Source organism: Streptomyces sp. NPDC042364 (assembly GCF_056437585.1).
The window spans coordinates 197,401-208,745 of the sequence record NZ_JBWKAJ010000014.1; the positions used below are offsets into that span (position 1 = coordinate 197,401).

Sequence of the window (11,345 nt, forward strand, 5' to 3'; positions counted from 1 at the left end):
CATGGAGAACGATCAGAACGCACGGCAGCGGGAGTCACGCGCCGGTGAAGGCTGGCCGCTGGCCGCCCGTCGGCTGCTGACGCGCCGTGAGGTGTCGGCTGACGGACGTGCCGTGTTCGGCACGGGCGACCCGCAGTGGGAGGGCTTCTACCGGGACCGGTGGGCCCACGACAAGGTGGTGCGTTCCACGCACGGCGTGAACTGCACGGGTTCGTGCTCGTGGATGGTGTACGTCAAGGACGGCATCATCACCTGGGAGCACCAGGCCACCGACTACCCGTCCATCGGCACCGACTGCCCCGAGTACGAGCCGCGCGGCTGCCCGCGCGGGGCGTCGTTCTCCTGGTACACCTACTCCCCCAGCCGTGTCCGCTACCCGTACGTCCGGGGGGCGCTGCTCAAGCTGTGGCGTGAGGCCCGCAAGCGGCTCGGTGACCCGGTGGCGGCCTGGGCGGAGATCACCTCCGACCCGGCGAAGGCCCGGGCCTACAAGCGGGCCCGCGGCAAGGGCGGCCTGGTGCGCGCCGACTGGGACGAGGTGAGCGAGCTGATCGCCGCCGCCCATGTGCACACCGTCAAGGCGTACGGTCCGGATCGTGTGGCGGGCTTCTCCCCGATCCCGGCGATGTCGATGGCGTCGTTCGCGGCGGGCGCCCGGTTCATGTCGCTCATCGGCGGGACGCTGCTGTCGTTCTACGACTGGTACGCCGATCTGCCGATCGCCTCGCCGCAGGTCTTCGGCGACCAGACCGACGTGCCCGAGGCGGCCGACTGGTGGAACGCGGGCTATCTGATCATGTGGGGTTCCAACATCCCCGTCACCCGCACACCCGACGCGCACTTCCTCACCGAGACGCGCTACAACGGCACCAAGGTGGTCGCCGTCAGCCCGGACTACGCCGACAACGTCAAGCACGCCGACGAGTGGCTGGCCCCGCACCCGGGCACCGACGGAGCCCTGGCCATGGCGATGGGCCACGTGATCCTGCGCGAGTTCCTCGTCGACCGGGAAGTGCCGTACTTCCAGGACTACATGCGGAAGTTCACCGACGCGCCGTTCCTGGTGACCCTGCGCGAGCACGACCGCGGCCTCGTCCCCGGCGGCTTCCTGACCGCCGCCGACCTCGGAGACGGCACGGAGCACGCCGAGTCCAAGACCGTCCTCCTCGACTCGGTCACCGGTGAGCCGGTCGTGCCGAACGGCTCGCTCGGCTTCCGCTGGGCGAAGGAGGAGCAGGGCCGCTGGAATCTCGAACTCGGCGATGTCGTCCCCGCGCTGAGCCTGCTGGCGGAGGACGGGGAAACGGCCGAGGTCGCGCTGCCCCGCTTCGACGAGGGCGCCACGGAGGGCGGCTCGGTCCTGGTGCGCGGTGTGCCCGTGCGCCGGATCGGCGGCCGTCTCGTCACCACGGTCTTCGACCTGATGCTCGCTCAGTACGGGGTGCGGCGTCCCGGTCTGCCGGGCGGCTGGCCGTCGTCGTACGAGGACGCGTCCGAGCCGTACACGCCGGCCTGGCAGGAGACGATCACCTCCGTGCCGGCCGAGCAGGCGGCCCGTATCGCCCGGGAGTTCGCCCGCAACGCCGAGCGCACTCAGGGGCGTTCGATGATCGCGTTGGGTGCCGGCACCAACCACTGGTTCCACTCGGACACCATCTACCGCGCGTTCCTGGCGCTGACCACCATGACCGGCTGCCAGGGCGTCAACGGCGGCGGGTGGGCGCACTACGTCGGCCAGGAGAAGGTCCGCCCGGTCACCGGGCAGCAGCACCTGTCGTTCGCCTTCGACTGGCAGCGGCCGACCCGGCACATGGCGGGCACCTCGTACTGGTACCTGAACTCCGATCAGTGGCGGTACGAGGCGTTCGGGCCCGAGGAGCTGGCCTCCCCGCTCGGCAAGGGGCGGTTCCAGGGCAAGGGGTTCGCCGACTGTCTGGCGCAGGCGGTGCGGCTGGGCTGGACGCCCGGTCACCCGGGCTTCAACCGCAATCCCCTCGACCTGACCGACGAGGCACGGGCCCAGGGGCGCGAGGTCGCCGACCACGTCGTGGACGAGCTGAAGGCGGGCCGGCTGCGGTTCGCCGCCGAGGACCCCGACGACCCGGCCAACTTCCCCCGTGTGCTGACCGTGTGGCGGGCCAACCTGCTGGGCTCCTCCGGCAAGGGCAACGAGTACTTCCTGCGCCACCTGCTGGGCACGGACGCCGCGGTCCGCTCCGAGGAGACGCCGCCCGAGGGGCGCCCGAAGGACGTGGTGTGGCGGGAGGAGGCCCCGGAGGGCAAGCTCGACCTGCTGGTCACCGTGGACTTCCGGATGACCTCCACCGGTCTGCTCGCCGACGTGGTCCTCCCGGCCGCGACCTGGTACGAGAAGGACGACCTGTCCAGTACGGACATGCACCCCTTCGTGCACGCCTTCACCCCGGCCATCGCCCCGCCCTGGCAGGCCCGCACCGACTACGACACGTTCCTCACGATCGCCGACCGGTTCAGCGACCTGGCCGCCGAGCACCTGGGCACCCGTACCGACGTCCTGGCCGTGCCGCTGCTGCACGACACCCCCGACGAACTCGCCCAGCCCGGCGGAGTCGTACGGGACTGGAAGAACGGCGAGTGCGAGCCCGTACCGGGCCGCACCATGCCGAAGCTCGTCGTCATCGAGCGCGACTACGCGGCGATATCGCAGAAGATGCGGGCCGTCGGTCCGCTCCTGGACACCCTGGGCACCACCACCAAGGGCGTCACCGTCCACCCGGACCAGGAGATCGAAGACCTCAGGCACCGTAACGGCACCGTCCGGGACGGAGTCGCGGCCGGACGGCCCTCCCTCGCCACCGCGAGCGACATGTGCGAGGCGATCCTCGCCCTGTCCGGCACCACCAACGGCCGCCTCGCCACCGAGGGGTTCCGCGCCCTGGAGCGGCAGACCGGCAGCAAGGGCCTGGTGGAACTGGCCGCCGAGCGGGAGGCGGAGCGGATCACCTTCGCGGACACCCGGACCCAGCCGCGCTCCGTGATGACCTCCTACGAGTGGTCGGGCTCGGAGACCGGAGGCCGCCGCTACTCCCCGTTCGTCATCAACACGGAGCACAAGAAGCCCTGGCACACCCTCACCGGCCGCCAGCACTTCTTCGTCCAGCACGACTGGATCACCGAACTCGGCGAACAACTGCCCGTCTACCGGCCGCCGTTGAACTCGCCCCGGCACTACGGCGACGAGCACCTGCACGAGGACGGCCGGGCCGAGGTCACCGTCCGCTATCTGACCCCGCACTCCAAGTGGTCCATCCACTCGAACTACCAGGACAACAAGTACATGCTCGACCTGTCCCGGGGTGGTCCCACCATCTGGATGTCGGTGGAGGACGCCGAGAGGATCGGCGTGAAGGACAACGAGTGGATCGAGGCGTACAACCGCAACGGCGTCGTCGCCGCCCGCGCCGTGGTCACCCACCGGATGCCCGAGGGCACGGTGTACATGTACCACGCCCAGGACCGCAACGTGAACGTGCCGAAGACCGAGGTCAGCGGCAGGCGCGGCGGCATCCACAACTCCCTGACCCGGCTGCTGCTCAAGCCCACCCATCTCGCGGGCGGTTACGCGCAGTTCACCTACGCCTTCAACTACTACGGCCCTACCGGCAACCAGCGCGACGAGGTCACCGTCGTTCGCCGCCGCAGCCAGCAAGTGGAGTACTGACATGCGAGTGATGGCTCAAGTGGCGATGGTGATGAACCTCGACAAGTGCATCGGCTGCCACACCTGCTCGGTCACCTGCAAGCAGACGTGGTCCAACCGGCCCGGCGTCGAGTACGCCTGGTTCAACAACGTCGAGACCAAGCCCGGCGTCGGCTACCCCCGCCGCTACGAGGACCAGGAGCAGTGGAAGGGCGGCTGGATGCTCGACAAGCGCGGGCGTCTCGTCCTGCGCTCCGGCGGCCGGGTCAGGCGCCTGCTGTCCCTCTTCTCCAACCCCGACCTGCCGTCCCTCGAGGACTACTACGAGCCGGTCACCTACGACTACGACAACCTCGTCAACGCCCCCGCCCAGAAGGACATCCCGGTCGCCCGCCCCCGCTCGGTCCTCACCGGCAAGCCCACCTCGATCACCTGGGGCGCCAACTGGGAGGACGGCCTCGGCGGCGCACCCGAGCACGCCGGCGGCGACCCCAACCTCACCGGTGAGTGGGCCGAGAAGGTGAGGTTCGAGTTCGAGCAGACCTTCCTCTTCCACCTGCCCCGCCTGTGCGAGCACTGCCTCAACCCGGCCTGCGTCTCGGCCTGTCCGTCGGGCGCGATGTACAAGCGGGTCGAGGACGGCATCGTCCTCGTCGACCAGGACCGCTGCCGCGGCTGGCGCATGTGTGTGACGGCGTGCCCGTACAAGAAGGTGTACGTCAACCACGCCACCGGCAAGGCCGAGAAGTGCACCTTCTGCTTCCCGCGCATCGAGGCCGGCCAGCCCACCGTCTGCTCCGAGACCTGCGTCGGCCGTCTGCGCTACCTCGGGCTGCTGCTGTACGACGCCGACCGCGTGGGCGAGGCCGCCGCCACCCCGGACGAGAAGGATCTGCTGGACGCCCAGCGCGGCGTGTTCCTCGACCCGCGTGACCCGGAAGTCATCGCCGCGGCAAGGGAGTCCGGCATCCCCGAGGACTGGCTGGACGCCGCCCGCCGCTCCCCGGTGTACGACCTGGTCATGCGGTACAAGGTGGCGCTGCCCCTGCACCCGGAGTACCGCACCCTGCCCATGGTCTGGTACGTGCCGCCGCTCTCCCCCGTTCTCGACGCCGTCGACGCGGCGGGCGGCGACCAGGACGACCCCGACCACGTCTTCGCGGCCGTCACCCGCCTGCGCATCCCGCTGGAGTACCTCGCGGAGCTGTTCACCGCCGGGGACACCGACGTGGTCGGCGGGGTGCTGATGAAGCTCACCGCGCTGCGCTCGTACATGCGCGAGCGCACCCTCGGCGAGGCAGGCGACGAGGCCGTGCTCAAGGCCGTGGGCCTCACGGCACGCGAGGCGGAGGACCTGCACCGCCTCCTCGCCGTCGCCAAGTACGCCGACCGGTACGTCGTCCCCGCCGCGCACAAGGAGGACGCCGCCGCGCTGACGGCGATGGAGAACCGCTGCCCGGTCGAGACCTCCGACCCCGCCGGGTCCCGCAAGACCATGCTCGGCATCCCCACCCTGCGCCGCCGTTCGTCCGAAGCACCCGCCGGAGGCCATTCATGAGCCCGCAGCCCTCCCCCGGTGCCGAACGCCTGGGGGGACCCGCGTCCCTTCCCGCCGTCCTCCGCTCCCGGGTCCGGGCCGCGGTGCGCCGCCCGGGTCGCGCGACCCGCACGGCGCGCCCGACGCAGCTCACCCCGCAGGAGACCCGCGACAGGGCACTGCTGCTGCGGCTGCTGTCACTGCTGCTGCAGTACCCGGACGCGGAGCTGGCCACCGCCCGCCCCGTGCTGGCCGCCACCGTCGAGGCGCTCCCGCCCTCGCCCGCCGCCGAGCATCTGGCCGCCTTCAGCGGCTGGTTCCGGGGGCAGGAGCCGGAGGCGCTGGAACGCCACTACGTCGAGACCTTCGACCTGCGCCGCAGAAGCAGCCTGTACCTCACCTACTACCTGCACGGCGACACCCGTCGCCGCGGCATGGCCCTGCTGACGCTGGCGCAGCGCTACCGCGCCGCCGGCTGGGACAGCGACGGCGCCGAACTCCCCGACCACCTCCCGGTCGTCCTGGAGTTCGCCGCGCTCGCGGGGCCGCGGGCGGGCGAGGCGGCACTGCGTCAGCACCGCCGCGGCCTGGAACTGATCCACCGGGCGCTGACCGACGCCGACTCCCCCTACCGCCACGTCCTGGCCGCCCTGCTCACCCTGCTGCCGCCGCCCACCGAGGCCGACCTGCTGGCCGTCGCCGAACTGGCCGCCCAGGGCCCGCCGGACGAGGACGTCGGCCTCGACCCGTACGGGACCTACGGGGCCGGGGAGTTCGCCCCGCCAAGCACCTTCGTCCCGCCCGAGCAGGCCCCGCCCACCCTCATGCCGCCCCTCTCCACCCCGGAAGGCCCCCGATGAGCACCGCGTCTCCTCACCTTGCCGCAGCGAGCGGCTCCGATCTGCTCCTGTGGGTCGCCGTGCCCTACATCTGCCTGGCCGTGTTCGTCGTCGGGCACGTCTGGCGCTACCGGCAGGACCAGTTCGGCTGGACCTCCCGCACCACCCAGCTCCTCGAACACCGGTGGCTGCGCTGGGGGAGCCCGCTGTTCCACCTGGGTGCCTTCATGGTGATCGCCGGACATGTCGTGGGGCTCGCCGTCCCCGACACGTGGACCGAGGCCGCCGGGATCTCCGAGCACGCGTACCACACCACGGCCGTCTGGGCGGGCTCGGTCGCGGGCGTCGCCATGGTCGCCGGGCTGGGCATGCTGTGCGCCCGTCGTCTCCTGACCCGCCGGATCCGGCTCGGCACCGACCGCAGCGACAAGCTCCTCTTCCCGTTGCTCTCCGCGACCGTTCTGCTCGGCATCACCGCCACCGCCGCCCACAACGTCTTCGGCGCCGGCTACGACTACCGTTCCACCGTCTCCGTCTGGTTCCGCGGCCTGTTCGTCCTCCAGCCGGAGCCCGAGGCGATAGCCGGAGCCCCGCTGCTGTTCCAGCTGCACGCCCTGACCGCGTTCCTGCTCTTCGCCGCCTGGCCGTTCACCCGGCTGGTCCACGTGTGGAGCGCCCCGATCGGGTACCTGGCCCGTCCGTACCTGGTCTACCGGCGGCGGACCGCGCCGCCGGCGGGGCGGCCGGCGGGCGGCCGGCCCCGGTCGGCACCGGGCTCGCGGCGAGCCGCCTGAGCCCCGGACCGGCGCTCGCCCCGGCCGCTCCGCCGTCCGGCCGCGATCAGAGGCTGTGGTGGGCGCCCTGGATGTGGAAGTTGAAGTCCGTGTGGCCGAGCGCGCCGTACAGGCGCAGCCAGATCGGCAGCAGCATCTCGGCGCCACGGGCGGTGGTGATGTCACCCAGGTCGATGATGTCGCCGGCGGGCCACCCGAACGACATGAGCAGGTCCGTGACGGCCCTCTTGGCCCCGGCGTCGTCTCCGGAGACGAACACGGTGTGCGCACCCGCGACCCGGGCCGGGTCGACCATGATCCGGGCGTTCATGGTGTTGAGGGTCTTGACGACCTTCGCCTCGGGGAAGGCGCGCTGGATCTGCTCTCCGAGGCTGTCGGTGCCGATCGGGTCCAGCGTCGGGGGCATGCCCCGGGAGAAGTCCAGGGGGTTGGCGACGTCGATGACGGTCTTGCCGGCCAGGTTGGCGGCACCGGCGGACTCCAGTGCCCGCAGACTGCTCAGGCCCGCGGTGGTGTTGACCACCGCCTCGCCCTGTGCGGCGGCGTCGGCGAAGGCGGCCAGCCGGACCTGAGGATGCCCGGCCTGCCACCGGGCATACGGCGGGTTGCCGTAGCCGTCGGGCTCGGTGCGGGCGAGCGTCGCCTGCGGGTCGCGGGTGCCGACGACGACCTCGTGGCCCAGCGAGGAGAGCTTGCCGGCGATCGTCCGGCCGACGACGCCGGTGCCGAGAACTGCGTAACGCATGGGTGCGGGTCCTTTCCGGCGGTACGGACGCCTCGCCGTGACCCCCGTGACGCCGGGACGAGGCGGACATCGTCACCTCCACCATCACCCCGGGACGTCGGCAGCGCCCGCGAACTCGGCCGAATGCCGCAGCGGTGCGTGACGCGGCGCGCCGGGCGGCCGGGTGTCCGACCGGCCCCACCGTCCCGGGACCGTCGGTCCCGGGACGGGACCTTTGCCGCCTGGGGGGCGGCTGCCGTCCACGGGAGGGTGGAGGTGGAAGCGGTACCGGCCCCCGGCACCGCTCCCCGCACGGACACGCTGCCGGACTTCCGGCCCACGACCTCGACGACGGAGGCGCAACCCCATGACCCGACAGGACGCCCTGACCCGCCCCGCCACCCCGGGCGGAGAGCCGTCCGAGACCGCCATCGCCATCGACCGGTTGGTCACGAACGGGCTCAAGGCGCTCGCCGACTACGAGGACCTGACACAGGAACAGATCGACCACATCGTCAAGAAGGCGTCGGTCGCCGCTCTGGACCAGCACACGGGACTCGCGCTGCTCGCGGTCGAGGAGACCGGGCGCGGTGTCTTCGAGGACAAGGCGGCCAAGAACATGTTCGCGTGCGAGCACGTCACGCACAGCATGGGCCGCATGAAGACCGTCGGGGTCATCGCCCGCGACGACATCGAGGACATGGTCGAGATCGCCGAACCCGTCGGGGTCGTGTGCGCGATCACTCCGGTCACCAACCCGACCTCCACCACGATCTTCAAGGCGCTCATGGCGCTGAAGACCCGCAACCCGGTCGTGTTCGCCTTCCACCCCTCGGCCCAGCGCTGCAGCGCGCAGGCGGCCCGCGTGGTGCGGGACGCGGCTGTCGCCGCCGGCGCACCGGAGCACTGCGTGCAGTGGATCGAGACTCCGTCCGTCGAGGCGACCGGCACGCTGATGCGCCACCCGGGCGTCGCGCTGATCCTCGCCACCGGCGGCAACGCGATGGTCAAGGCCGCCTACTCGGCCGGCAAGCCCGCCCTGGGCGTGGGCGCCGGGAACGTCCCCGCCTACGTCCACAAGAGCGCCGAACTGCGCCGCGCCGTCAACGACCTGGTGCTGTCCAAGTCGTTCGACAACGGCATGATCTGCGCCTCCGAACAGGCCGTCATCCTCGACGACGAGATCTACGACGCCGCCCTGGCCGAGTTCCGCACCCTGCACGCCCACCTGGCGACCGCGGAGGAGAAGGCCAAGCTGGAGACGTTCCTGTTCCCCACCGGCCGGGCGGGCGGCGGCTGCGAGCCCAAGGTCAACGCCGCCGCCGTGGGCCAGAGCCCGGTGTGGATCGCCGAGCAGGCCGGCTTCACCGTGCCCGCCGACACCTCGCTCATCCTGGTCGAGGCGGGCCGCGTCGGCCCGGACGAGCCGCTGACCCGGGAGAAGCTCTGCCCGGTCCTCGCCGTCCTGCGGGCCGAATCCGAGCAGCAGGGCTTCGCCCTGGCCGCCGACATGGTCGCCTTCCACGGCCAGGGCCACAGCGCGGTCATCCACACCGAGGACAGGGCGCTGGCGGAGGAGTACGGCAAGCGGATGAAGACGGTACGGATCATCGTCAACGCGCCCTCCTCGCAGGGTGCCATCGGCGGCATCTACAACAGCCTCCTGCCGTCCCTCACCCTGGGCTGCGGCTCCTGGGGCAGCACGTCGGTGTCGAACAACGTGTCCGCCGCCCAGCTCCTCAACGTCAAGCGGGTCGGCACCCGCCGCAACAACCTCCAGTGGTTCAAGGTCCCGCCGAAGATCTACTTCGAGCCGCAGGCGATCCGCTACCTCGCCTCCATGCCGGACGTCCACCGCGTCACGATCGTCACCGACGCGACCATGACCCGCCTCGGCTTCGTCGACCGCCTCGACCGGGTCCTGAAGCGCCGTCCGGAGCCGGTCACGCTGCAGATCATCGACAACGTCGAACCGGAACCCAGCATCGATTCCGTGCAGCGCGGCGCCCGTCTCATGCGGGACTTCCGCCCGGACACGATCATCGCGCTCGGCGGCGGCTCGCCCATGGACGCGGCGAAGGTGATGTGGCTGCTCTACGAGCACCCCGACATCGACTTCGCCGACATGCGGCACAAGTTCTCCGACATCCGCAAGCGCGCGTTCCGCTTCCCGACGCTGGGCAGCAGGGCCCGCCTGGTGTGCGTGCCCACCACCTCCGGCACCGGCGCCGAGGTCACCCCCTTCGCGGTCATCTCCGATCCCGCGACGGGCAAGAAGTACCCGCTCGCCGACTACGCGCTCACCCCCAGCGTGGCCATCGTCGACCCCCTCCTGACCACCGCCCTGCCCCCGGCCCTGGCCGCCGACAGCGGCTTCGACGCCCTCACCCACGCCATAGAGGCGTATGTCTCCGTCTACGCCAACGACTTCACCGACGGCCTCGCGCTGCACGCGATCCGGCTGATCTTCGACCACCTCGAGGCGGCGGTGAACGACCGCGAGGGCTCGGCGCGGGCCCGGGAGAAGATGCACAACGCCGGCACCATCGCGGGCATGGCCTTCGGCAACGCCTTCCTCGGCATCGTCCACGCCATGTCCCACACCCTCGGCGCCACCTTCCACATCGCTCACGGCCGCACCAACGCCGTACTGCTCCCCCACGTCATCCGCTACAACGGCACCGTCCCCGGCAAGCTCACGGGCTGGCCCAAGTACGAGCACTACCGGGCCCCGGAACGCTTCCAGGACATCGCCCGGACCCTGGGTCTGCCCGCCGCCACCCCGCAGGAAGGCGTGGAGTCGCTCGCCTGGGCGGTCGAGCGGCTGCGCGACGCCGTGGGCATCGAGCCGTCGTTCGCCTCCCTCGGCGTCGACGAGCGCGCCTTCCTCGACGCCCTGCCCCAACAGGCCCTCAACGCCTACGAGGACCAGTGCGCGCCCGCCAACCCGCGGATGCCCATGCTCGACGACATGCGGGAGCTCATGCGGGCGGCCTACTACGGCCCGGACCGGCCGGCCGACGCGTAGCCCGCGCAGCGGCCTCGCTCACCGCCCCACGGACGCCGTCGTCGTCGGACGCCTCGACAGCGGCGGCGGCCAGGGGCCGTCGGGAGGCCGGAACCGCACCATCCGGCCCTGGCCGGCGGGACCCGTGGGGCCGCTGTGCCGCAATCCATGGGGCCGTTCGGCCCCTCTTGGCCCGGCACCGCCGAAACACCGTCCGGTGCCTGCTACACAGAAGACGGTCGCCCCCTGGGTCGCGGCGCCCCCCACTCACCCCACCCTTCACTCCACCTTTCCGGGAGTCTCCATGCTGTCCGAAGAGTCCGCCGCCGTCGTCCGAGCCACCCTGCCCGCGGTGGCCGGAGCCCTGGACGAGATCACGACCCGCTTCTACGGCGCCATGTTCCGGGACCGCCCGGAACTGCTCGACGGGATGTTCAACCGCGGCAACCAGGCCAGCGGCGCCCAGCGCCGCGCCCTGGCCGGATCGATCGCCGGCTTCGCGACCGCGCTGCTCGACCACCCGGACACCCGCCCGGACACACTCCTGGACCGCATCGCCCACAAGCACGCCGCCGTCGGCGTCACCGACGACCAGTACACCATCGTCCACAAGTACCTCTTCGGCGCGATAGCCGACGTACTCGGCGACGCCGTCACCCCCCAGGTGGCAGCAGCCTGGGACGAGGTCTACTGGCTCATGGCCGGCGCACTGATCGGCCGCGAGGCCCGCCTCTACCAGGACGCCGGCGTCGAACCCGGCCGGAT

7 protein-coding genes are annotated in these 11,345 nt (G+C 71.5%); 6 read left to right on the forward strand and 1 reads right to left on the reverse strand.

Annotation, left to right across the window (positions count from 1 at the left end):
* Position 1: 1 nt before the first annotated feature.
* From AC067N_RS26495 to narI, 4 genes are read left to right on the forward strand one after another with little or no spacing between them, the layout of a single operon-like run.
* Positions 2–3,700, forward strand: a complete 3,699-nt coding sequence (locus AC067N_RS26495) for a nitrate reductase subunit alpha (RefSeq protein WP_478681370.1) — start codon at positions 2–4, stop codon at positions 3,698–3,700.
* A 1-nt stretch (position 3,701) separates the two neighbouring features.
* Positions 3,702–5,237: a nitrate reductase subunit beta gene (gene narH, locus AC067N_RS26500; RefSeq protein ID WP_478681371.1), complete on the forward strand. Its 1,536-nt coding sequence runs from the start codon at positions 3,702–3,704 to the stop codon at positions 5,235–5,237.
* Positions 5,234–6,076 (forward strand): nitrate reductase molybdenum cofactor assembly chaperone, encoded by an 843-nt coding sequence (gene narJ, locus AC067N_RS26505; protein WP_478681372.1) that lies wholly within the window; start codon positions 5,234–5,236, stop codon positions 6,074–6,076. Before narH ends, narJ begins: the two co-directional genes overlap by 4 nt.
* Positions 6,073–6,849, forward strand: a complete 777-nt coding sequence (narI, locus tag AC067N_RS26510) for a respiratory nitrate reductase subunit gamma (RefSeq protein WP_478681373.1) — start codon at positions 6,073–6,075, stop codon at positions 6,847–6,849. The genes narJ and narI overlap by 4 nt, the downstream gene beginning before the upstream one ends.
* Positions 6,850–6,895: 46 nt before the next feature.
* Here the strand turns inward: narI and AC067N_RS26515 are convergent, their stop codons facing one another.
* Complete coding sequence (locus tag AC067N_RS26515) at positions 6,896–7,594, reverse strand: NADPH-dependent F420 reductase (RefSeq protein ID WP_478681374.1); 699 nt, start codon at positions 7,592–7,594, stop codon at positions 6,896–6,898.
* Positions 7,595–7,940: 346 nt separating this feature from the next.
* Between AC067N_RS26515 and adhE the strand changes: the two genes are divergently transcribed.
* Positions 7,941–10,601 (forward strand): bifunctional acetaldehyde-CoA/alcohol dehydrogenase, encoded by a 2,661-nt coding sequence (gene adhE, locus AC067N_RS26520; RefSeq protein WP_478681375.1) that lies wholly within the window; start codon positions 7,941–7,943, stop codon positions 10,599–10,601.
* Between the two features lie 283 nt (positions 10,602–10,884).
* Positions 10,885–11,345: globin domain-containing protein (locus AC067N_RS26525; RefSeq protein WP_478681376.1), on the forward strand; the 461-nt coding region annotated here is incomplete at its 3' end.

What these genes read in the sequence shown, in the direction of transcription:
- AC067N_RS26495 (WP_478681370.1), top strand. Translation starts at nt 2, where the DNA reads ATGGAGAACGATCAGAACGCACGGCAGCGGGAGTCACGCGCCGGTGAA.
- narH (WP_478681371.1), top strand. Translation starts at nt 3,702, where the DNA reads ATGCGAGTGATGGCTCAAGTGGCGATGGTGATGAACCTCGACAAGTGC.
- narI (WP_478681373.1), top strand. Translation starts at nt 6,073, where the DNA reads ATGAGCACCGCGTCTCCTCACCTTGCCGCAGCGAGCGGCTCCGATCTG.
- AC067N_RS26515 (WP_478681374.1), bottom strand. Translation starts at nt 7,594, where the DNA reads ATGCGTTACGCAGTTCTCGGCACCGGCGTCGTCGGCCGGACGATCGCC.
- adhE (WP_478681375.1), top strand. Translation starts at nt 7,941, where the DNA reads ATGACCCGACAGGACGCCCTGACCCGCCCCGCCACCCCGGGCGGAGAG.
- narJ (WP_478681372.1), top strand. Translation starts at nt 5,234, where the DNA reads ATGAGCCCGCAGCCCTCCCCCGGTGCCGAACGCCTGGGGGGACCCGCG.